Raw genomic sequence first — 22,244 nt, 5'->3', positions numbered from 1 at the left:
TGAGATAGCTCGCCACCGAAAGTTCGCGGCCGTTGAGCGTCGCATCGCCAATGCCGTAAACGCCCTGATCCGTCTCGATCTTCAGGGTGACGAAATTGCGGCCGGGGCATGTGACGATGACCCGGGCATTCCTGATCTTCGGCATCGGCCTCCCTTCCATCTCGTTTTTTCGAGCTGTTGCGATAGTTGTCGTACAACTTTATTGACAGAGCCAGCGAAAAAGGAAAAGTGTTTTGTTACCGGTGTCATAAAATTGCTCGCCGGTGGGAGGATGTAGGATGGTCTGGAAGTCCGTGGCCGGCTGTGCAGCGGCGCTTGCGCTCGTCGTGCCAGTGGTCAGCGCCGCGCAAGATGCGGCGATCGTGCACCCGAATCAGTGGCCGGCGGTCGTGACGCCGCCGCCCGTGGATCCAGCGATCGAAAAACGCATCGAGTCGATTCTCGCGCGCATGTCGCTCGACCAGAAAGTCGGCCAGACGATTCAGGGCGATATCGGCAGCGTCACGTCGGAGGATGTCGCGACCTATCATCTCGGCTCGGTGCTCAATGGCGGCAGTTCCTCGCCCGGTGGCGACGAATTCGGCCCCGCCTCGGCCTGGGTTGCCGCCGCCGATGCCTATTATGCCGCATCGATGCGCCCGCAGGGCGATTTGCCGCGCATTCCGGTGATGTGGGGCAGCGACGCCGTGCATGGCCATAACAACATCGTCGGCGCGACGCTGTTCCCGCATAATATCGGCCTGGGCGCCGCGCGGGATTCTGCGCTGATCGGGCGAATCGGTGCGGCGACCGCCGCCGAGCTGCGCGTGACCGGGCTCGACTGGACTTTCGCCCCGACGATCGCGGTGGCGCGCGACGATCGTTGGGGCCGGACTTATGAGAGCTTCTCCGAGGACCCTGCGATCGTCGCCGACTATGCCACCACTTATGTCGAAGGCTTGCAAGGCAAGCGCGGAAGCGCCGACTGGCTCAAGGGCGCGCATGTCATCGCCACTGCCAAGCATTTCCTTGCCGATGGCGGCACGCTGAATGGCCGCGACCGCGGCGATGCGCAGATTTCCGAAGCCGATCTGATTCGTCTTCATGCCCCCGGTTATATCGCCGCGCTCAATGCCGGGGTGCAATCGGTCATGGCGTCCTTCTCCAGCTGGAACGGCGCCAAGATGCACGGCAATTCCGATCTGCTGACCGGTGTGCTCAAGCGCCGCTGGGGTTTCGACGGGCTGGTGGTCGGTGACTGGGACGGCCATGCCAAGGTGACCGGCTGCACCGCGACTGATTGTCCCGCTTCGATGAAGGCGGGGCTCGACATGTTCATGGCGCCGAATAGCTGGCGCGCGCTCTACGCCAGCACGCTTGCCGCGGCGCGTTCGGGCGCCTTGCCGATGGCGCGGCTCGACGATGCCGTGCGGCGCATCCTGCGCGTCAAGCTGCGTGCCGGATTGTTCGAGGCCGGGCCGCCATCGACCCGGCAGCTGGCGGGAAAATATGATCTGCTCGGATCGCCCGAACATCGCGCCATCGCGCGCCAGGCGGTGCGAGAATCGCTGGTGCTGCTCAAGAATCAGGGCGTGCTGCCGCTCAAGGCGTCGGCACGCATCCTCGTGGCGGGGGATGGCGCGAATGATGTCGCCAAGCAATCGGGCGGCTGGACGCTGACCTGGCAGGGTACCGGCACCAAACCCGAATATTTCCCCGGCGCGCAATCAATCTGGGCCGGGGTGCGCGACGCCGTTGCGGGCGGCGGCGGGACCGCCGAGCTGGCGATCGACGGGCAGTATAAGGTGAAGCCCGATGTCGCGATCATGGTGTTCGGCGAAGACCCTTATGCCGAATTCCAGGGTGACCGCGCCGACTTGCTGTTCGACGACAATCGCGACGCGCTTGGCGTGATGAGGCGGTTAAAAGCGCAAGGCGTGCCGGTGGTTGCGGTGTTCCTTTCCGGGCGTCCGCTTTGGGTCAATCGCCATATCAATGTCGCCGACGCGTTCGTCGCGGCATGGCTGCCGGGATCGGAGGGCGGTGGTGTCGCCGACATGCTGTTCGGCAAGCAGGAGTTTCGCGGCAAGCTGTCCTTCTCCTGGCCGGCGAAAGCGACGCAGTCGCCGCTCAATGTCGGCGATGCGACCTATGCGCCGCTTTACCCCTATGGTTATGGCCTGACACTCGCCGATCGCCGCCCGGCCGCGCCGCTGTCGGAGGATTCCGGCATCGACCTGTCCGCGCTTGCCAGGCCGACCGGCCCATTGTTCGATGCCGGTCGTGCGACCATGCCGCGCGCGCTGCAGATCGATGGGGCGAACGACAGCCCGCAGCTTGTCACCGGTACCGCCGACAATGGCTCGATCGCCATCCGCCCGGTCGACCGCGACCGGCAGGAGGATGCGCGCGAGGTCAGCTGGAGCGGTCATGGGCGCGGCGCTGTGCTGATCGCCAATCCGCGCCCTGTCGATCTGGCCCGTACCGGTCCGCTCGCGCTGGCGATTGCGCTACGGGTCGGTACTGCGCCTGCCGGCTCGGTGGCGCTCGAATTGCACTGCGGCGCGGGCTGCACCGGTAAGCTCGATGCGACCAGATCGCTCGCCGCGCTTGCCGGGCGCGGATGGCAGACCCTGACGATACCGTTTGGCTGCCTGGTCGGCGCCGATCTGTCCAAGGTGAGCGCGCCGTTCGTGCTCACCACCGCCAACACGATGCGGCTGACTTTGTCGTCGGTCGCGATCGTCGAGATAAAGGGAAAAGCCGTATGTCCATGATCGCTCTCGCGCCGATTGCCCTTGTTGCAGCGGCCGCGACTCCGGCCGAACCCGCCATGCCGCAACGCGCGGCGATCCTTGCCGCCACCCAGCGTGTCGCCGACTGGCAACTCGCGCATCTCGACACCTTCGATCACATGCCGGCCGCAGCGAAGAGCGTGCGCGACCCGCGCGACTGGCAGCAGGCGACCTTCTGGGCCGCGCTGACCGAACTTGCCGACCGTAGTCCCAAGCCGGTCTATGCCAAGGCGCTGCTCGATCTTGGCCGGAAGGAGCAATGGCGGCTGGGCGACAAGCCCTTCCATGCCGATGACCAACTGATCGCCCAAGCCTGGTTATGGGATGCGAAACATGGCGCGGGGGCAGCGGCGATCGCGCCGGCCCAGGCCTATTTCGAAAAGGTCTTCGCCAATCGTCCGACTGGCGATCTGGCTTTTGTCCTGGGTCCGCCGGGCAGTGGTGATCCGCCGTGCACGCAGCGCTGGTGCTGGTGCGATGCGCTGTTCATGGCGCCGCCTACCCTGTTGCGCATGGCGCGCGCGACCGGCGACCAGCGCTACGCCAGCTTCGCGCATGAGGAGTTCCGCGCCACCACCGATTATCTCTTCGACAAGGGCGAGCACCTGTTCTTCCGCGACAGCCGCTTCTTCGACCGGCGCGACCCGGCCGGGCGCAAGCTGTTCTGGAGCCGTGGCAATGGCTGGGTGATGGCCGGCCTGGTGCGCATCATCCAGGTGCTCGATACGAATGATCCCAGGCGTGCCTATTATATCGACCTGTTCCGCGACATGGCGGCGCGGCTCGTCACGCTGCAAAAGGCCGATGGCTATTGGGCGCCCTCGCTGCTCGACAATGGCGCCGATACACCGCCCGAATCGAGCGGCACCGGCTTCTTCACTTATGCCTTTGCGTGGGGCGTCGATAGCGGCGTGCTCGACCGCAAAATCTATCGCCCTGCGGCGATCAAGGGGTGGGCGGCGCTGCAGCGCGCGGTGCAACCCGACGGCAAGCTCGGCTGGGTGCAGCAGGTCAGCGACCGGCCCGACAAGGTCGCGAAGGACGATACGCAATATTATGGTGTCGGCGCTTTCCTGCTCGCGGGCAGCGCGATGGCCGATCTCGCGCGGCGTGAGGGGAAACGGTGATGCGCCAGGCATTTTTGATGGCGCTCGCCTTGCCGATGTTGGTCGCGGCGGCTCCAGCACCCAGTCCGGATCGCTGGGCGGATCAGCCGCATGGCCCGACCTATCTCACCGCGCCGCCAATGCACGACACGGTCGATAGGCGCCTGATGCCGCAGCTTGAAGAACTGCTCGCGCAGCTGCTGAAGGAGAAGCGCGCCATGACCCTGGGCGGGGTCAAGGTCTTCGAAAGTGGCGACAAGTTCCTGCCCGGCAAGATCGCCATCGCCATGTCCTACCGGCTGCTCGAATTGCCCAAGGACGATCCGCGCCTCGCGCAGCGTCTCGCCGATTTTGCCGACATCGCCGATCTGACGGTCGACGATACCAACGACACCTGGGGCATGTATTATTACATGTCGGCGCTGCACCAGCTGAAGGAAGCCGGGTTGCTCGACCGCGCGGTGCGGCCCGCGACACTCGCCAAATTGCGTGTGAAGCTCGACTGGCATCGCTTCGTGCGGCCCAATTTGACGCTGATCGACCTGCCCAACAATTATTTCGGCGTCGCGTTCAGCGTCGCGCGGCTGCGCTTCCTGCTTGGCTGGGAAGATGCCAGCGGCAGCGATGCGCTACTGGCCAAGACGCTCGATCATTATCGTCGTTATTCGGGCAAATATGGCTTTGCCGACGAGACCGAGGGTGAAGGCCGCTTCGACCGTTACAGCGTGCTGCTGATCGGCGAGATCGCCCAGCGGCTGGTCGAAACCGGCATGACCCCGACGGCTGAGGTCAAAGGCTGGCTACGGCGTTCGATCGACCTGATGCTGCCGCGTTTCAATCTGGAGGGCGAAGGGTTCGAATATGGCCGCAGCATTGGCCCCTATGGCGAAACCGCGTTCCTCGAAGTGCTGACCGCCGCCGCACGGCTGAAAGTGCTGAGGCCGCAGGAGGAGCGTATGGCCTATGCTTTCTCCAGCCGGATTGCCGCGCGCTATATGGATTTCTGGGTCGATCCGGCCAGTGGATCGGTCGATATGTGGGGGCAAGGCCGGCGCACTGACGCCTATCGCGGCAAGCATCGCATCTTCGGCGAGAATCTCAGCCTCGCGCGCCAGTATCTCTACACCGACGCGATCTGGAACAGCCTTGGCTATCGCGGCAAGGCACCGGCAAGTGCCGATTATGCCCGTTGGCTGAAGGCGCTGCCGCGCATCACCACCACCTGGTTCGCGCGTGGCGATCATGACCGTGCGCTGGTCACGGTGCGCGACGGCGGGCAGGTCATCGGCTTGCCGATCATCAATGGCGCCGAGGGGCAGCATATGCACAACCCCTATTTTCCGGTGCCCTTCTCGCCGGGCATGCTGCAGGGATCGGCCGACGCGGCTTATCCCCATCTCGTGCCGCGCATCACGCTCAGCGACGGCAGCGTGCTGATGCCGCTTGCTTACTTCAAGGGCGTAACGGTCAAGCGTCGCGGTGCAGTGACCGAGGTGAGCTGGCGTCAGGACGCGCTCGACCTGATGGGCGCACCCAACGCCAAGGCCGACCCGCGCGTGACGATCGTGACGCGCTATGTGCTGGCGCCGGGCGAGATCACGCGCAGCGACACGATCACCGCCAAACCCTTGGTCGGGATCGCGCGGATCGATCTGGAATTCGCCAGCTTCTCGCGCGGGGCGACGCAGCACGGGACCTGGATTCGATTCGGCTCGGGCGAGGTGTCGGGATTCGCGACGCAAGGGCTGGGCGACTGTGCCGTGACGCCGATCGATGCCGAGCCTTATCGCGCCCCGACAGGCCCGTTCAACACGCTCGTCCGGTGCGGGAAAACCGTGGATTCCGCGAGCGGATCATCTCCCAAAACTCTCACGTCAAGCTGGACATTGTCATACAACTCTCGAAATCGGGATTGACACTGCTCATGACGCGACTAGTTTCACCCATCAATGACACCGGTGACAATCGGGTCGTAGGCGCACCGGGGCGCTGACGAAATGGGGAGGATTACATGACCGACACGACGAGGCGCCGTCATATGATACGCGCGATCCTGCTGGCCTCGGTCGCCGGAATCGGCGTGTCGCCACTCACCGCATCGGCTGCCGACCTGGGGTCGACGCTTGGCACTGAAGTACTGCTCGCGGGCGCAGCGACTGATCCGGTCCCCGATCCAATTCAGGACCAACCCATTCCGCCGGCCGACACCGCCGACATCGCTGCGGAGGAAGGGACCAATGACGACATCATCGTCACGGGCGCCCGCGCCACGCAGCGTTCGTCGATCAGTCTGAAGCGCGATTCCTCAGTAATCGTCGATGGCCTGGTCAGTGACGAGATCGGCGCGACCCCGGACAATTCGGTTGGCGATACGCTCGAGCGTATCACCGGAGTGACGGCCGATCGCTTCAAGGGCAATGCCAATGAACTGTCGGTGCGGGGGCTTGGGCCGACGCTCAGCTTCTCGACCTTCAATGGGCGCGAAGTGTCTACCGCCGGCCCCGACCGCTCGGTCGCGTTTCAGCAATTCCCCTCCGAACTGGTCAATGGCGTGCTGGTCTACAAGACGCAGCAGGCCGACTTCCTGGAAGGCGGCGTCGGCGGCGTGATCGAGCTGCGCAGCCTGAAGCCGCTCGACTATGGCAAGCGCCGTATCCAGGCCGAGTTCCGTGCCGATTATCAGCCCAAGGACAATGACGTCTATCAGCATAGCGGCATCGGTTACCGCGCGAACATCTCCTACAATGACGTGTTCAAGACCGGCATCGGCGATATCGGCATCAGCATCGGTTATCAGCGCCAGGACACCAGCGCGCCGGAGGATTATTACAACGCCAATTCGAGCTTCCAGCTGTGCAATACCTCAGCCAACAACCCGTTCGTTTTGTCGGGTAACCAGACAGCGGCCGGGTCGAATCAGAATTGCGCGAGCGGGACCGGCCCGCGTGTCGTTTCCGGCACGACCGTTGGCGAAACGCGCGGGCAGAACTATTACGCCAATTCCTCGCGCAGTTTCCGCACCCAGAAGACCGCCGAGGTGCGTGATGCGATCATCGGCGCGTTGCAATGGCGTCCGTCGCCTGATCTCGAAATCTCCTTCGACGGGCAATATTCCAAGCGCGACAGCCTGGAGGACCGCAACGTCCTGTCGATCGCCGAAGGGCTGCGCGGCGTCCAGCCGCTGATCATCGGCACTGGCAGCAACGGCTATTCGAAAGGCGCGCTGATCAGTTATCGCGGCAATTCGAATATCGAGAACCAGCTCGAGAAGCGCCAGCGCAACGAGGAGTATCTCGGTGGTGGACTGAGCTTCACCTGGACGCCCGATCGCTGGACGATCAGCGCCGATGGTTCCTATTCGCGCTCGCGTCGCACCGAGACGCAAAAGGCGACGCGCATGCGCTCGACCGGTCGCGTCGGCTATACGCTGACCTATGTCGGCGACAATGTCGTGCCGAACGTCACGTTCGAGAATTTCGACGTGACCAACCCGGCCAATTTCCTCTCGGTCGGCAATAGTTCGGTATATGCGCGCAACCGCTTCGTCACCGATCGCAAGGACGAGATCTGGGCCGGCCGGTTCGACGCGGCGCGCGAACTCGACGGCTTTCTGACCTCCGTCAAAGTCGGTGCGCGGGTGTCCAACCATGATCGCACCAACGACAATGCCCGCAACTCCGATCTCAACGTCATTCCCGGCCTCGCCCCCGATGTCGCGGCACGCATCACCGCGGCCAATCAGAATTGCCGCGCACCCTTCACCACCACGTCCTACATGTCCGGACAGGGCACCAACCTGACCAATTGGGCGACGTTCGATAATGATTGCCTGTTCCGGGCCTTTGCCGGCAGCGACGATGCGCTGGCCTATCCCGCCGATGGCCGCGACCCGAGCGACATCAATGTGCGGGAGCGGATCTACGCCGCATACGCAATGGCGAACTTCCGCTCGAATGCCGGCAGCATACCCTTTAGCGGCAATATCGGTCTGCGGTATGTCCGCACCGACATTACCTCGATCGGCTATCGTCAGCCATATCTGATCACCATCGATCCCAATGCCGACAATTACGTCGTGGCGACGGATTCGCTCGGCACCGTGTCATCGAACACCGCAAAGGGGCGCTACCAATATCTGCTGCCCAGCGCGAACATCGCCTTTGATCTGACCGACAAGGTGAAGCTGCGTCTTGCCGGCTATCGCGCGATTGCGCGTTCGGGAATCGAGAGCTTCGGTGCGGGGATCACGATCACGCCGCAAACGAGCTCCGTTCCCGGCGCCGACAACATCGTCCTCAACGCCACCACGGGCAATCCGAACCTGAAACCGTTGCGCGCGTGGAATGCGGACGCCTCGATCGAACTCTATGCGTCGAAGGACACGCTGCTGGCGGTTGCCGGCTATTACAAATGGGTGACCGGCGCTGTCATCGGCGCATCGACGCCGATCCCGACGCCGATCACGGTGACGACGCAAACGCAGATACCGGGCAGCCCTCCCGGTCCGCGCGAGACACGGAACCTGATCATCAACCCCGTCGCCCCTGCCAACGACCTCAATACACGCCATCTCTATGGCGTCGAAGTGACGGCGAACCACGCTTTCACCTGGCTACCGTCGCCGCTCGACGGGTTCGGCGTCACCGCGTCGGCGAACCGCGCCTTTGCCGATTTCGAATTCCCCGACACCTCGACGCTGGCGAACGAACTCGATCCGTCGAACCTGATCGGGCTGTCGAAATTCACCGCCAGCGGCTCGGTCTATTTCGAGAAATGGGGTGCGTCGCTGCGCGCGTCCTATCGCTACCGCTCATCCTATTTCAAACCCAATGGCGGCACCAATCGCGAGGTGCGCGGGGCGGATTATATCAACCTTTCGGCACAGTATAATCTGACCAGGAACATCCAGCTGAAAGCGCAGGCGCTCAACGTCACGGGCACCAAGGACGTGTTCTACAAGGGCGGGTACGACAGCATCGCCGAGGTCAGCAACAGCGGGCCGCAATATTTCCTCGGTTTCCGGGTGCGCATGTGAACCCGGTCGGCAGGGCGAGTCTTCTCCCCGCTCTTGCCGTTTTCGCCGCTGTCGGAGGGGTTCCTTCGGCAGCGGCGGATTTTTCCTTGCGTGCACCCGCCAAGCCATCGGTGTGCCGCGCGGAGGAAGGATATGCCGCGGCATTCGGCGGACGCCGCACTTTCTATCTCAAGCCCGACCAGCTGCTCGCGATCAAGGCGGCGCGCGACAGCGACCCGGTGGTGGCGAAAGCCTATGCCGCGCTGATCGAGCGGGCCGACGTCGCACTGAAGCGCAAGCCCGGATCGGTGATGGACAAGACCACCATTCCCCTGTCCGGCGACCGCCACGATTATCTCAGCATCGCCCCCTATTGGTGGCCCGATCCGGCCAATCCCTCCGGCCCCTATATCCGCCGCGACGGCGAAGTGAATCCGAAGCGCGACACCAGATCGTACGACCGCACCGCGATCGGGCGGATGAGCAGCGATGCCGAGACGCTGTCGCTTGCTTATTATTATAGCGGCGAGCGCAAATATGCCGACAAGGCCGCGCAGGTCATCCGCACCTGGTTCCTCGATCCCGCGACGGCGATGAACCCCAATGCGACATTCGCCCAGGCGGTGCCGGGCCGGGAGAATGGCCGGGCCGAAGGCGTGCTCGATACCAGCGCATTTCAGCCAGTGATCGACGCGGTCGGACTGATCGGTCCATCGGGCGCGCTGAGCGACGCGGAGAACAAGGCGCTGGAGGCGTGGTTCGGCCGCTATATCGACTGGATGCTGAAAAGCCCCACGGGCCGTGAGGAGCAGGCGGCGAAGAACAATCACGGCATGTGGTTCGATGCGCAGCTCACCCACTATGCGCTGTTCGCGCGCCGCCCGGAGATTGCGCGGAAGACGGTGGAGGACTTCCCCAGGCGCCGCATCGCGGTGCAGTTCGATCCCTCCGGCTCGCTGCCGGCCGAACTGACCCGGACGCGCAGCTTCCATTATTCGATCTATGCGCTTGAGCCGGCCTATGACGTGGCGGAGATCGCGGCCTGTCTCGATCTCGATCTGTGGAACTATGCCGACGACAAGGGGCGGGGCCTGCGCAAGGCGACCGATTTTCTCAGTGCCTATCGCGGCCAGCCGGCAGCCTGGCGCTACAAGGAAATGCGCTGGCCGGCGGGCGAGCTGGACGCGCTGCTGACTCGTGCCGACTGGGCCTGGGGGCCGGGGCGCTATCCGCGTTCGGGCGAAGGCACGCTCGCTTTATTCTATCGTACCGACACACGGTGATGACGAAACGCCGCTTTCCTCCCCGGAAACGATTGCTGCTGGTGCTTGTGCCGATGCTCGGTCTGCTGACCGGTGCGGCGGCGCCGCGCGCTACCGTCTCGACCGCGCTGTATGGCACGCTCGCCGATGGCCGCGCGGTGCAGCGCCACACGCTGACCAATGCGCGCGGCATGACGGTCGAGATCATCGATTACGGTGCGGCGATCGCGCGGATCAGCGTGCCGGACCGGGCGGGCAAGGCTGAGAATGTCGTGCTTGCGCCCGGCGATCTGGCGGGATTCGTCGCCAGCCGCCGCCGTTATGGCGCGATCGTCGGTCGCTATGCCGGGCGGTTGCGCGGCGCGGCGCTGGTCGACGGCAAGACCTATCCGCTCGCCGCCAATGCCCTGGGCGTGACATTGCATGGCGGCGATCCGGGCTTCGACCATGCGGTGTGGCGCGGCCGGGCTTTCGAGACGCGCCGGGCGGTCGGAGTCGCACTGGTCCATCACAGCAAGGCCGGCGAGCAGGGCTTCCCCGGCGCGCTCGATGTGACCGCGCGCTACAGCCTGGCGCGCGACGCCAATGTCCTGACCCTCGACATTTCCGCGACAGCGGATCGGCCGACCGTCGCGAACCTGACCAATCACAGCTATTTCAACCTGACGGGTGGCGGCAGCGTTGCGTGTCATAGCCTGGCGGTCGATGCGCGGCGCTGGGTCGCCACCGACACGCGGCGCTTGCCGACCGGTGTTTTGCCACTGGTCGCCAGGGGGCCGCTCGACTTCGTCAAGGCAAGGCCGCTCGGCCCGTCGCTGCACTCCACCGAGCCGCTGATCGCCGAAGGGCTCGATCATATGCTGGTGCTCGATCGCGGCGGCACGGCGCAGCTGAGTGACGCGACGTCCGGTCGCATGCTGACCGTCTCGACCACCGAACCCGGCATGCAGGTCTATACCGCCAACGCGCTCGACGGCACCGACAGGGATGCCGCGGGCCGGCCGCTGGCGCGCCATGGCGGCATCGCGCTCGAACCGCAGCATTTCCCCGATAGCCCCTGGATCGCCGCGTTCCCCAGCACGCGCGTGTCGCCCGGCCATCCGCTGCGCTGGCACACGCAATGGGCGTTCGCGGCAGGCCGCCCGACACCGTGCGATGCGGGAAACGCGGCATGATCGGGCGGCGCGACCTGCTGATCGGCACGGCGTGCCTGGTCTTGTCGAACGCGGCGGCGGGCAGGGCGGGCGCCGCGTCCGCGCCGGTCGATCTGGCCGCGATCGAGCGGACGCGCGTGATGCGCGCCGGGTCGGCATTCCTCGCGCACGCACCGCGCACGATCGCCGCCATTCCCGCGCCGCGCAGTCCGGGGACCCGCCACGATTATTATTCCGAGGGCGATTATTGGTGGCCCGATCCCGCCAATCCCTCGGGGCCCTATGTGCGCCGTGACGGCTTCTCCAATCCGACCAAATTCGACGGCCACCGCGATGCGCTGATCCGCTTCGGGGTCGAGATGCCCGCGCTGGCTGCCGCCTGGGCGTTGTCGAAGGATTCGCGTTACGCGCAGCACGCGGTGGCGCATCTCAAGGCCTGGTTCGTCGATCCGGCGACGCGCATGGCGCCCAGTCTGGCGCATGCCCAGGCGATCATCGGCGTCAATAGCGGGCGCGCCATCGGCATCATCGACACGCTGCAGATCGTCGAGGTCGCGCGCGGTGCGGAGCTGCTCCGTCGCACCGGGGCGCCGGGGTATGTGGCGATCCGCGCCGGCGTCGAGGGCTGGTTCCGCGACTATCTCGCCTGGCTGACCACCTCGCCGGCGGGCCGGGAGGAGCGCGACCAGACCAACAATCACGGCACCTGCTGGCTGCTCCAGGCCGCGGCCTTCGCGTCGCTGGTTGGCGACACGCCAGTGATCGATGCGGTGCGCAAGCGGTTGATCGAAACGATCATCCCGCACCAGATCGCGCCCGACGGCAGCCAGCCGCTCGAGCTCGCCCGGACCAAGCCGTACAGCTATTCGCTGTTCAACCTCGACGTGCTTGCCGGTGCCTGCCGCCTGTTGTCGCGCGACAATGACCTGTGGCGCTTCGCCACGGCCGATGGGCGCGGGATCGGCAAGGCGATCGGCTTCATGGCGCCGTTCATTCGCGACAAGGCACGCTGGCCCTATGCGAAGGATGTCGAATATTTCGACGACCTGCCGGTACGCCAGCCAAGTCTGTTGTTCGGCGGCGAGGCGCTGGGGCGGGCCGACTGGCTGACCTTGTGGCAATCGCTTGATGCGGATCCGACCGTGGCGGAAGTGGTACGCAATTTCCCGATCCGTCAGCCCCTGTTGTGGCCCGCCACGGGCCTGACCGAGACATTTGCCGGAAGACAATTCGAGTCCGGCGACAGCATATATCATGGAAGGACGGCATGACTCGCGACACTTTATCAGGCGGCACGGTAACGTTTCAGGATGGGCCGCACGCGACCGCGGCGCGTTTCGTCGCCGCGCGCCGCGATGCGCGGCCGCTCGCCGATTATCCGGGCGTGCAGCCGCAATCGCTCGAGGATGCCTATGAGATCCAGCGCATCGCCATCGATCTGCGTGGCGATACGGTCGGCGGGTGGAAGGTCGGGCGAATTCACGCGCCGGCATCCGACCGGCTTGGCGCCGAGCGGCTCGCCGGGCCGATCTTCACCGACAGCATCATCACGCATGACGACGATGCGGTGACGATGGCCGTGATCGATGGCGGCTTTGCCGCCGCCGAGGCGGAGTTCCTCCTGCGTATCGGCACCCGGCCCGACCCGGCCAGGACCGACTGGACGATCGCCGAAGCACGCGCATTGGTCGACCGTGTCGCGATCGGCATCGAAATCGCCAGTTCGCCGCTGCCCACGATCAACGACCTGGGGCCGGCGGTGACGGTATCGGATTTCGGCAATAACAACGGCTTGCTGGTCGGCGCCGAAGTGCCGGGCTGGCAGGATGCCGATCTCGATGCGATCCCGGTCATGCTGTCGATCAATGGCGTGGAGGTCGGTTGTGCGACGACCGCGACGATGCTCGACGGGCCCTGGGGCGCGGTGCGCTTCATCGCCGCGCTGGCGGCGCGGCGCGGCTTGCCGCTCGAGCCGGGACAATGGATTTCGACCGGCGCCGTGACCGGCGTCCATCCGGTCGCGACGGGTGACCGGGTCGAGGCGCATTTCGGCACGAGATTGTCGGTCGGCTGCACCATCGCCGCACAGAACGGCACGCATCATCCGGGAGAGAGATAATGGCGACGCGCGATACAGTGGTCGAGAACGCCGCCGAACGGATCGGCCGCTATCGCTGGCTGATCTGCGGCCTGTTGTTCGCCGCGACGGCGATCAATTATGTCGACCGGCAAATGATCGGGGTGCTTAAATCGACCATCTCGGGCGATCTCGGCTGGTCCGAAACGACCTTTGCCGACGTGATCTTCTATTTCCAGGCGGCCTATGCGATCGGCTACCTCAGTTTCGGCTGGATCATCGACCGGCTTGGTGCGCGGGTCGGCTATTCGATCGCCTTCGTGATCTGGACCGCAGGCCATACGCTGTGCGGCTTCGTGTCGAGCGCGGCGCAATTCTCCATGGCGCGCTTCGTGCTGGGGATCGGCGAATCCGGCAATTTCCCGGCAGGCATCAAGGCGGTGTCGGAATGGTTTCCGGCCAAGGAACGCGCCTTCGCCACCGGCGTGTTCAACGCCGGCGCCAATATCGGCGCCGTGCTGACCCCCTTGCTCGTGCCGGTCATCACCATCGCCTATGGCTGGCGCATGGCGTTCATCATCACCGGCGCGGCCAGCCTGATCTGGCTCGTCGCGTGGATCGCGCTGTATCGCCGCCCGCGTGAAAGCACCAAGGTCGGCGCCGCCGAACTGGCCCATATCGAAAGCGATCCGGTCGATCCGGTCGAGAAGATCGGCTGGCTGAAGCTGCTGCGCTATCGCCAGACTTGGGCCTTTGCGTTGGGCAAGTTCATGACTGATCCGATCTGGTGGCTCTTCCTGTTCTGGACCCCCGATTTCCTCGGCAAGGCTTATGGCCTCGACCTGCTCACCTTTGGTCCGCCGCTGGTGGTGATCTACCTGATCTCCGACTTTGGCAGCGTCGCCGGCGGCTGGGCCTCGTCGAAGATGATGAAGCGCGGCCTGCCGGCCAATCGCGCGCGCAAGCTGACCATGCTTGCCTGCGCGATCCTGGTGACGCCGATCTTCTTCGCGCAATATGTCGCCAGCCTGTGGGCGGCGGTCGCGATCATCGGCCTGGCCACCGCCGCGCATCAGGCCTGGTCGGCCAATCTCTACACCCTGCCGTCGGACATGTTCCCGCGCGCGGCGGTGGGGTCGGTGGTCGGCATTGGCGGGACGGCCGGTGCGATCGGCGGCATGATGATGGCGAAGTTCGTCGGCTATGTGCTGCAGACCACCGGCAGCTACACGCTGATCTTCGCGGTCGCCGGCAGCGTGTACCTGATCGCGCTGGCACTGATCCATATCCTGGTGCCCCGCATGAAGCCGGTCGACGTGACCGCGGCAATGTAGGAACCGAACTGGCGCTTCCCCGGCGGCTGCCGGGGAAGCCGGTTGCCGATCACCCGGGCGTACCGCCATCACCGCATGGCGGTGATCCGCCCGATGAATGGGGACGTTCCCGGCGGCTTCAAGATCATCCGCAAAGGGCTCGATTCCGTCCGCGAATATTTCAAGAACTAGGCAGGACCCGGCCTAACCGGCCGGACTTTTTCGTGGTAGCGTCATTGCATGGAGGGCGAGCGCGAAATTTGGTTCTACAGGATCCTCTGGGGCTACACTCCCGTCCACTGGAAAGGCTGGCTGGTGCTTTTCGGGTTCGTGACTTTCATCCTCGCCGGATCGTTCGGCGGCAAAGCGGTGCTCGACGCGCTTGGCTTGAATGATGCCGACTGGATTCCGTTTCCCTTATTTTGGCTGACGGGCTTCATCCCCCTGATGATGATCGCTCACCGCCACAGCCGATAAGCGACTGTATCACCAGGATGGGTCATACACGTATATAGGCCCCATAGTTTTCCTGACACGACCAGCATGGCTTGGTAGAGCCCCTGAAGGGCAGGGGGCTGTACGCATGGACGAAATTCTCATCATCGCGCTGGCGAGCGCGCTGGGATCCGCCTGGCTTTCCGAGGCGACGTCGCGCGGGGTGATCACCTTTCTGCGCGATCGCGTCAGGCCCGATCCGGCGAAAGCGAAGCGCCTGGCACGGCTGATCGCCTTTGTCGCGCTGGGTTTCGTGATCGTTGCCGCACTTAGCCTCTTCTTGTATTTCTATGCCGACAAAATCGTCGCCGCGCTGCTGGCGGCAATATCGAAACCGAGCAGGACAGATCGAATATCCCTTACCCTTGTCGGCGTTGCCACGGGGGGCTGCTCTTCCTGTTTCGCAAATATGCGCGGGTCGGATACGGCGTGCTCGAGGTGCTGGTCGCCATTGTCGGCATTGCGGGATATCCATCCTCGCCGCAGGCCGGTGGCATCCCATGGCTGATCAGCCTGCTTGGCCTGATCTACATTCTTGTGCGGGGACTGGATAATATCGATGTCGGCATCGCCGCCAGGCGTGGCAAATCAGACGAACCAGCCGGGCCGGGCGAGGCGATCGCGGTGAAGTAGATCACGCCCCCGGCGGCAAAGAGCCTTGCTGGAGACTGATCGACAATTTGACCTGTTTTGACCTGATAATCGGCGCAGATTTTTTCCTTCCTGTTCCGTTGGATTTTTCAGGCGATTTTCCGGTTGATCTTCAATGGCTTGGTCCTGGTTCACCTGTTATCGAATAACAGGTCAGGAACAGGTGAATAACAGGTGGGTAATAGGCGCCTGTCGATGCCGGAACAGGCGTGCCGCAGGCTCGACACCGCTTGCTGTTTCATGCTGTTTTCCGGCGGTAATTTTTCCGATGCTGTTAAGTTGGATTTTCGGCCCGAAATACCGGCAGCTTTTCAACGGCTTGCGGGCCAAAATGCTGTTATTGAATAACAGCATGGAAACAGCATGGAAACAGCATCATAACAGCATGAAACCGGACGCTGTTCCGCGCTCGAACGGCAGGTGGCAGCCGCGTGATATTTCCAGTCATGTCAAAGAGCGGCGGCGGCCCATGGAGGGACCTGTCGCGGCGCTGTGCTGGCATGAACGGCGGTGCGTTTGAATCGATGGTCCGGCGCGACGCGCGTCATTGCGTCCGGTCGAAATGGAGCGTGATGCGCGACATGCGCAGCACGAAGCCGCGCGCGTCGTCGTCCGGCGTTATGTTGAACAGGCCGCCGCGGAAGGCGCCTTCGTCATTGCGCTTGAGCGCGATCGGCCCGGTCTTGCCGCCCTTGGCGGTCTCGACCGTCAGATCGATCGTGTCGCCCCTGACGTCGATGACATAGGTCGCGGCGATATTCGGGTTGCGATAGCGGCCACTCAGCGCCGAGCCGTCGGTCGAGGGCTCGGCAATGGCCGGCAGCCCCTCATTGAGCGCGGCGATCACCTCGCCGGCCTGTTTCGCCGGGTCGATCGCACCATTGTTGCACAGCAAGGCGATGCCGATGCGCTTTTCCGGCAAGCGGCCATAAAGCGTCCTGAACCCCGCAGCCCCGCCGGTGTGGTGGAACCAGTGCGGCCCAATGATCAGCCCATTGCCATAAGCGATGCCACGGCCCGATCGCACCACCGGCGCACCATTGGTGAATGTGCCGGGTGTGGTCATCAGCCGGGTGATTTCGGGCGTCCACACCATGTGGCCGGAATCGATGTCATGATCCCATTTCGCCAGATCGTTCACCGTGGTGATGAGTCCGCCGGACCCGCCAAACAGCGGATAGGCGTCGGCCGGCGTGATCTTGCCGTCGGCGGCGACATAGCCGCGGCTGGCGTCGGCATCGGTGGTGCGCTTGCCCAGCATCATGAAGCTGCGCGTCATGCCCAACGGTTTCAGCACCTGCGTGTTGACATAGTGCTCAAACGATTGCTTCGAGACGCGCTCGACGATCTCCGACAGCAGCAGATAGCCGCCATTGGTATAATCATATTGAGTGCCGGGCGTGAAATTGGTGTCCTTCTGCCGCAGCACGCCGGCAAGAGCGTCGGCGCGGCGGGGTGTGGAGATGTCGAGATTGCCTTCGAGCGCAAGCAGCGCGAGTGAATCGCGGATGCCCCCGGACATGTTGAGCAGCATCTGCACGGTGACGGTGGTGCCGTAATCGGGCAGTTCGGGGATGTATCGGCGGATATCTTCGGTCAGCGAAACCTTGCCCGCGACGACGAGCTGCATCAGCGCGATCGCGGTGAATTGCTTGGAGACCGAGGCAGCGTAGAATTGCGTGTCCGAACCGATCGCGCGGCCCGCCGCGACATCGGCGGCCCCGGCATTGACCAGCTCCGCCGTCTTGCCGGCGCGGAAAATGCCGACCGCACAGCCCGGCGCGGCGGTTGGGGAGGGGACGGCAAGCGCCGCCGCGATCCGGCTCGATGCTCCCGGATCGGCACTGGCCGGGGTTGCGAGCAGTGCGGCAAGCGACAACCAGCCACAGCGCGCCATTGGAGTCCTGCGATAGGGTGCGGGCCGCGCGGTGCGCCCGGTGATGCGTTGTGAAGCAAGCGCTGCCATGCCGAGAGATCCCCTGATTTCCTGATCGGGACGCACCATCCCTGCGACGGCCATGGCGAATCCAGCACCAAGCGTTCAGGGTTCCATAGCTTATCGTTATAGGCAAGCTGGCCGCCCGACATCGCGCGACGTTCGCTGGGGGGCATTGCGATGAAAAGGGCTGTTCCCCGGCGGGGGGCTGGTCGCCGGGGAACAGCGGGCTGCGGGACCTAGTGCGCCGCGCCCATTCCGACGCCGGCCTTGGGCTTGGGCGCGAGCCACACAGCCGCTGCGGCGATCACGAAGATCACAAAGGCGAGGGTGAAGACATGCGTCGCGCCGATCGTCGAGGCCTGCGCATCGACCAGCCGGTCGACCGCGCCGCGCGCCTGCTCGGTGGTCAGGCCGCGTGCCTCCATCGTCGCCATGGTCTCGCCGACGCCATTGAGCGAGGGCACCATGTCGGAGCGGCTGACTCGTGACGCATTGTCCCAGGCGGTGGTGGCCATCGCCGTGCCGACCGCGCCGCACAGCGTGCGCACGAAGCTCATGATGCCCGCCGCCGAGGTCGTCTCGCTCGGTTTCACCGCCGACAGCGCCAGCGCGGTCAGGCCGATGAAGAAGAAGGGCATGCCGATCCCCTGCAGCAATTGCGGCATCGACAGCGTCCAGAAATCGGAATCGGTGCTCCACCCGGCGCGCAGCAGCGACATCACCGCGAGCCAGGTGATCCCCGCACAGACAGTGATGCGAAGGTCGACCTTGCCGATCAGCCGTGCGGCGATCGGCGACATCAGCACCGCGAAGACGCCGACGAACGCGGTCGCATAGCCGGCCTCGGTCGCGGTATAACCGACCACCGATTGCAGCCATAACGGCGTCAGCACGACCGAGGCGAAGAACGCGCCGAAGCCCAGCGCCACCGCGACCGTGCCGACGGCAAAGCCGCGATGCCGGAACACCTTGATGTCGACGATCGGGTTCTTTTCGCCCAGTTCCCAGATGACGAAGGCGGGAAAGCCGATCCCGGCGATAATCGCCATCGCGACGACGAAGGGCGAGGAGAACCAGTCATGTTCGCGCCCGGTGTCGAGCATCAGCTGGAACGCGCCGACCCACACCACCAGCAGGACCAGCCCGACGATGTCGATGCCGACCTTGGCCTTTTTGGTCTCGAACGGCGTGATCAGGCGGGTGACGACGAAGATGCACAGCGCAACGACCGGCAGGTTGATGAAGAAGATCCACGGCCAGGACCAATTGTCGCTGATCAGCCCGCCCAGGATCGGCCCCGCGACGGGGGCGCAGACCGTGGTCATCGCCCACAGCCCCATCGCCGCGCCCGCCATCTTTCTGGGGAAGACGCGCAGCAACAGGCTTTGCGACAGCGGCATCAGCGGGCCGCCCGACAGCCCTTGCAGGATGCGGAAGACGACCAGCATCTCAAGGCTGCCCGACAGGCCGCACATCATCGAGAAGAAGCCGAAGCCAAGCAGCGACATGATGAACCAGCGCACCGTGCCGAAGCGCGCGGCGAGCCAGCCGGTCAGCGGTACGCTGATCGCGTCGGCGACCGAATAGGACGTGATCACCCACGTCCCTTGCGTCGGTGAAATCGCCAGCCCGCCGGCGATATGCGGCACCGAGACATTGGCGATGGTCACGTCGAGCACGACGACGAAATTGGCCAGCGCGAGCGCGATCCCCGCCAGCAACAGCTTCCCGCCGGCCAGTGGCGTCGGTTCGGCCGCGGTCATCTCGCTGCCCGTCATCTCACTGCCGGCCATGTTATTTGCCGCGGGTGTCGATGACCGCATCCATCGTCAGGCCGACGCGCAAGGGATGCGCGCTGAGGTCCTTCGGATCGATCGTCACGCGCACCGGCAGGCGCTGCACCACCTTGACCCAGTTGCCGGTCGCGTTCTGCGCCGGGATCAGCGAGAAAGCCGCGCCGGTGCCGCCGGCGAAGCCGGTGACCGTGCCGTGATACACCACATTGCCGCCATAAAAGTCGGAGGTCATTTCGACCGGCTGGCCGATTTTCACATGGCGCAGCTGGCTCTCCTTGAAATTGGCGTCGACATAGGCGGTGGCGATCGGGACCAATGTCATGATCGGGGCACCGGCCGCGATGCGCTGGCCGATCTGCACCTGGCGGTTGGTGACGATGCCATCGACCGGCGCCCGGATCACGGTGCGCGAAAGATCGAGCCGCGCCTTGTCGAGCCGCGCCCGCGCGCTCGCCACATCCGGGTTGGTTTCGATCGTTGTGCCGCGCACCAGCGCTTCGCTCGCCGCTGCGTCGCCGCCGGCCGAATTCTGCGTGGCGATGGCCGAGGCGACACCGGCATTGGCCAGGTCGCGTGCCGCACGCGCGCTGTCATAGGCGGCGCGGGCGCTACTCAGTTCCTCGGCCGAGGCCGCGCCGCTGCCGACCAGCTGCTGCCGGCGGCCGAAATCGATCCGGGTCCGTTCGAGCGTCGCATTGGCGTCGATCAGCCGCGCGCGCGCCTGGGCGATCTCGGCAGCGCGCGACTGGACCTTGGCGCGGGCGGAATCGGCCTGCGCAAAGGACTGGCCGAATTTCTGCTGTGCCTGGCGCAGCGCGGCTTCGGCGGTGGCGACGTCGATCCTGGCATCGGCGTCGTCGATCACGACCAGAATGTCGCCCTTCTTCACCGCTTGCGTCCCGCCGACGCGGACTTCGGTCACCGCGCCCGAGACGAGCGAAGTGACTTGCGCCGAATCCGCGCCGACATAGGCGTTGTCCGTGTGCACGCGCCCGGCCTGAGTCAGGAAATACCACAGGCCCCAGATCACCGCGATCGCCACCACGACGATGCCGAGGATGGTCAGCAACTTCCGGCGCTTGCCGGCGGTCGGCGGCGCGATTTCGACTTCGGTTGCGGTCGGCTGCGCTTCTGCGTCGGCCATTACTTCGTTCCCCCTGCAATTTCGGGTGTCTTGTTGTAGCCCCCGCCGAGCGCGCGGATCAGTGCGATATCGAGCGCGACGCGGCGCGCTTCGAGATCGACGACGGCGCGCCGGGTGGAGAGTTCGAAATCATCAGCGGTGAGGACGGGCAGCAAGGTCGACAGCCCGCCCTTGTAGCGTAGCGCGGCGATGCGGCTCGCATCGGCGGCGGCGGTCAGCGCCTGCTTCTGTTCGGACAACCTGTGGTCGAGCGCGTTGCGGCTGGCCACGGCATCGGCCGCTTCGTGCAATGCCGCGATCAGCGTGCTGTCATATTGCGCGACCGCGACGTCATAATTGGCGCGCGCCTGGACATAACGGCCGCGGATGCGTCCGCCGTCGAAGATCGGCAGACTGAACGCCGGCCCGGCCGAGCCATAGCTCGAATTGCCCGCGATCAGCCGCCCGAGCCCGAGCGATTGCAGCCCGACCACCGCCGACAGATTGATATTGGGATAGAAATCGGCCTTTGCGACCTTGATCCGCTTGGCCGCCGCTTCGGCACGCAGCCGTGCCGCCACGATATCGGGTCGGCGTCCGATCAGGTCGATCCCGGCGGAGTCGGGCACGCCGACCGCGCCGGCGGCGAGGGTCGGCCGGGCGATGGCCAGTCCGCGATCCGGGCCCGCCCCGATCAGGGCGGCCAGCCGGTTGCGAGTCAGCGCGATCGCTTCGTCGAGCGCGGCGATATCGGCGCGCGCCGCCGGCACGCGCGAATCCGCCTGGCGCTGGCTGCCCAATGCATCGACGCCGACCGCCACGCGCTGCGCGGTCAGGGTCGCGGTCGCACCGCGCACGCGCAAGGCCTCGACCGCGACATCGCGCTCGGCATGATATTGCGCCAGCTCGGCATAAGCGGCGGCGACATTGGTGGCGAGCATCAGCCGCGCCTGATCGGCATCGACCCGCGCCGCATTCGCCTCGGAGGTCGCGGCGGCCAGCGCGGCGCGGTTCTTGCCCCACAGGTCGAGGTCGAACGACGCGGTCGCGGTCAACCGACCGGTATCCTGGATGCCGTCGGGCACGAATTGCGGTGGGATGCCGAGATTCTTGCTTTGCTGGTTGCCGCCGACCGTGCCGTCGACGCTCAGCCCGGGCAGCAATGCCGCGCCCGTCTGCCGCGCCAGCGCATCGGCGGCGTTGATCCGCGCCACCGCCGCCGTCACGTCGGGCGAGGATTTCAGCGCTTCGTCGATCAACCCATCGAGCTGGGGATCGCCGAACGCCGTCCACCAGGCCGCCTCCGGCCAGGCCTGCGTCGTGCCGGCGGTGGTGGAGCGCAACGTCTGCGTCGAGTCGAGCGTCGCGGCGGCGCGCGGTTCGGGCGTCGCGCCGAGGTCGGGCACGGTCGCGCAGCCGGCGAGGAGCACGGCAGCCAGCGTGACGGAGCACGCCGAAAAGGAAACGGAGAATCGACGCATGGTCAGGCCTGATACTATCTGGTATCATTCGCCCCTGATCCTGTTCGTTACGGCTGTCA

General features: G+C 65.0%; 17 protein-coding genes and 1 pseudogene. 12 read left to right on the top strand and 6 right to left on the bottom strand.

The window, feature by feature from the left end; genetic code table 11:
- Positions 1-145 (bottom strand): annotated as a pseudogene (locus tag OO12_RS27640) (bifunctional D-altronate/D-mannonate dehydratase); the annotation flags it as partial.
- Positions 146-278: 133 nt separating this feature from the next.
- Between OO12_RS27640 and OO12_RS21005 the strand changes: the two are divergent.
- From OO12_RS21005 to OO12_RS20955, 12 genes are all read left to right on the top strand, one after another.
- On the top strand, positions 279-2,756 hold the full coding sequence (locus OO12_RS21005) for a glycoside hydrolase family 3 protein (protein ID WP_034160644.1): 2,478 nt from the start codon (positions 279-281) through the stop codon (positions 2,754-2,756).
- Complete coding sequence (locus OO12_RS21000) at positions 2,747-3,901, top strand: glycoside hydrolase family 88/105 protein (protein ID WP_034160643.1); 1,155 nt, start codon at positions 2,747-2,749, stop codon at positions 3,899-3,901. The genes OO12_RS21005 and OO12_RS21000 overlap by 10 nt, the downstream gene beginning before the upstream one ends.
- A complete protein-coding gene (locus tag OO12_RS20995) occupies positions 3,901-5,796 on the top strand; it encodes a hypothetical protein (protein ID WP_052216126.1) in 1,896 nt (631 codons plus the stop codon). Before OO12_RS21000 ends, OO12_RS20995 begins: the two co-directional genes overlap by 1 nt.
- 95 nt (positions 5,797-5,891) lie before the next feature.
- Positions 5,892-8,915, top strand: a complete 3,024-nt coding sequence (locus tag OO12_RS20990) for a TonB-dependent receptor (RefSeq protein ID WP_034160642.1) — start codon at positions 5,892-5,894, stop codon at positions 8,913-8,915.
- An 86-nt stretch (positions 8,916-9,001) separates the two neighbouring features.
- Positions 9,002-10,177 carry an alginate lyase family protein gene (locus OO12_RS20985; protein WP_034160641.1) on the top strand — a complete coding sequence of 392 codons (1,176 nt, stop codon included), beginning with the start codon at positions 9,002-9,004 and terminating at the stop codon, positions 10,175-10,177.
- A gap of 41 nt (positions 10,178-10,218) precedes the next feature.
- Complete coding sequence (locus OO12_RS20980) at positions 10,219-11,331, top strand: aldose epimerase family protein (RefSeq protein ID WP_235364927.1); 1,113 nt, start codon at positions 10,219-10,221, stop codon at positions 11,329-11,331.
- Positions 11,328-12,581, top strand: a complete 1,254-nt coding sequence (locus OO12_RS20975; RefSeq protein WP_052216136.1) for an alginate lyase family protein — start codon at positions 11,328-11,330, stop codon at positions 12,579-12,581. The genes OO12_RS20980 and OO12_RS20975 overlap by 4 nt, the downstream gene beginning before the upstream one ends.
- Positions 12,578-13,429: a 2-keto-4-pentenoate hydratase gene (locus OO12_RS20970; RefSeq protein WP_052216124.1), complete on the top strand. Its 852-nt coding sequence runs from the start codon at positions 12,578-12,580 to the stop codon at positions 13,427-13,429. The genes OO12_RS20975 and OO12_RS20970 overlap by 4 nt, the downstream gene beginning before the upstream one ends.
- A complete protein-coding gene (locus OO12_RS20965; RefSeq protein ID WP_034160640.1) occupies positions 13,429-14,721 on the top strand; it encodes an MFS transporter in 1,293 nt (430 codons plus the stop codon). Before OO12_RS20970 ends, OO12_RS20965 begins: the two co-directional genes overlap by 1 nt.
- Positions 14,722-14,763: 42 nt before the next feature.
- The gene (locus tag OO12_RS29325; protein ID WP_268747932.1) at positions 14,764-14,892 is read left to right on the top strand and encodes a hypothetical protein; all 129 of its coding nucleotides are present in this window, start codon (positions 14,764-14,766) and stop codon (positions 14,890-14,892) included.
- A 48-nt stretch (positions 14,893-14,940) separates the two neighbouring features.
- Entirely contained in the window at positions 14,941-15,177 is a 237-nt protein-coding gene (locus OO12_RS20960) for a hypothetical protein (RefSeq protein ID WP_034160639.1), read from the top strand.
- 447 nt (positions 15,178-15,624) lie between these two features.
- Positions 15,625-15,828, top strand: coding sequence for a hypothetical protein (locus tag OO12_RS20955; protein ID WP_034160638.1), 204 nt, complete (start codon positions 15,625-15,627; stop codon positions 15,826-15,828).
- Positions 15,829-15,999: 171 nt separating this feature from the next.
- Here OO12_RS20955 and OO12_RS28240 read toward each other — a convergent pair whose 3' ends face one another.
- From OO12_RS28240 to OO12_RS20935, 5 genes are all read right to left on the bottom strand, one after another.
- Positions 16,000-16,200 (bottom strand): hypothetical protein, encoded by a 201-nt coding sequence (locus OO12_RS28240; protein ID WP_152616564.1) that lies wholly within the window; start codon positions 16,198-16,200, stop codon positions 16,000-16,002.
- Positions 16,201-16,390: 190 nt separating this feature from the next.
- Positions 16,391-17,866, bottom strand: coding sequence for a serine hydrolase domain-containing protein (locus OO12_RS20950; RefSeq protein ID WP_082006692.1), 1,476 nt, complete (start codon positions 17,864-17,866; stop codon positions 16,391-16,393).
- 155 nt (positions 17,867-18,021) lie between these two features.
- Positions 18,022-19,578 (bottom strand): DHA2 family efflux MFS transporter permease subunit, encoded by a 1,557-nt coding sequence (locus tag OO12_RS20945; protein WP_082006691.1) that lies wholly within the window; start codon positions 19,576-19,578, stop codon positions 18,022-18,024.
- 1 nt (position 19,579) lies between these two features.
- Entirely contained in the window at positions 19,580-20,725 is a 1,146-nt protein-coding gene (locus OO12_RS20940; RefSeq protein WP_034160636.1) for an HlyD family secretion protein, read from the bottom strand.
- Positions 20,725-22,185 carry an efflux transporter outer membrane subunit gene (locus OO12_RS20935; protein ID WP_034160635.1) on the bottom strand — a complete coding sequence of 487 codons (1,461 nt, stop codon included), beginning with the start codon at positions 22,183-22,185 and terminating at the stop codon, positions 20,725-20,727. The genes OO12_RS20940 and OO12_RS20935 overlap by 1 nt, the downstream gene beginning before the upstream one ends.
- Positions 22,186-22,244: the final 59 nt, after the last annotated feature.

The sequence above is a fragment of the Sphingomonas sp. ERG5 genome, assembly GCF_000803065.1.
Classification (GTDB): domain Bacteria; phylum Pseudomonadota; class Alphaproteobacteria; order Sphingomonadales; family Sphingomonadaceae; genus Sphingomonas.
This window is presented reverse-complemented; position numbering and strand designations above follow the sequence as displayed.

Excerpts from the sequence above, each read along its gene's own strand:
- OO12_RS21005 (WP_034160644.1), top strand. The coding sequence starts at position 279 with ATGGTCTGGAAGTCCGTGGCCGGCTGTGCAGCGGCGCTTGCGCTCGTC.
- OO12_RS21000 (WP_034160643.1), top strand. The coding sequence starts at position 2,747 with ATGTCCATGATCGCTCTCGCGCCGATTGCCCTTGTTGCAGCGGCCGCG.
- OO12_RS20995 (WP_052216126.1), top strand. The coding sequence starts at position 3,901 with ATGCGCCAGGCATTTTTGATGGCGCTCGCCTTGCCGATGTTGGTCGCG.
- OO12_RS20990 (WP_034160642.1), top strand. The coding sequence starts at position 5,892 with ATGACCGACACGACGAGGCGCCGTCATATGATACGCGCGATCCTGCTG.
- OO12_RS20975 (WP_052216136.1), top strand. The coding sequence starts at position 11,328 with ATGATCGGGCGGCGCGACCTGCTGATCGGCACGGCGTGCCTGGTCTTG.
- OO12_RS20970 (WP_052216124.1), top strand. The coding sequence starts at position 12,578 with ATGACTCGCGACACTTTATCAGGCGGCACGGTAACGTTTCAGGATGGG.
- OO12_RS20965 (WP_034160640.1), top strand. The coding sequence starts at position 13,429 with ATGGCGACGCGCGATACAGTGGTCGAGAACGCCGCCGAACGGATCGGC.
- OO12_RS20960 (WP_034160639.1), top strand. The coding sequence starts at position 14,941 with ATGGAGGGCGAGCGCGAAATTTGGTTCTACAGGATCCTCTGGGGCTAC.
- OO12_RS28240 (WP_152616564.1), bottom strand. The coding sequence starts at position 16,200 with ATGCTGTTATTCAATAACAGCATTTTGGCCCGCAAGCCGTTGAAAAGC.
- OO12_RS20950 (WP_082006692.1), bottom strand. The coding sequence starts at position 17,866 with ATGGCCGTCGCAGGGATGGTGCGTCCCGATCAGGAAATCAGGGGATCT.
- OO12_RS20945 (WP_082006691.1), bottom strand. The coding sequence starts at position 19,578 with ATGGCCGGCAGTGAGATGACGGGCAGCGAGATGACCGCGGCCGAACCG.
- OO12_RS20940 (WP_034160636.1), bottom strand. The coding sequence starts at position 20,725 with ATGGCCGACGCAGAAGCGCAGCCGACCGCAACCGAAGTCGAAATCGCG.
- OO12_RS20935 (WP_034160635.1), bottom strand. The coding sequence starts at position 22,185 with ATGCGTCGATTCTCCGTTTCCTTTTCGGCGTGCTCCGTCACGCTGGCT.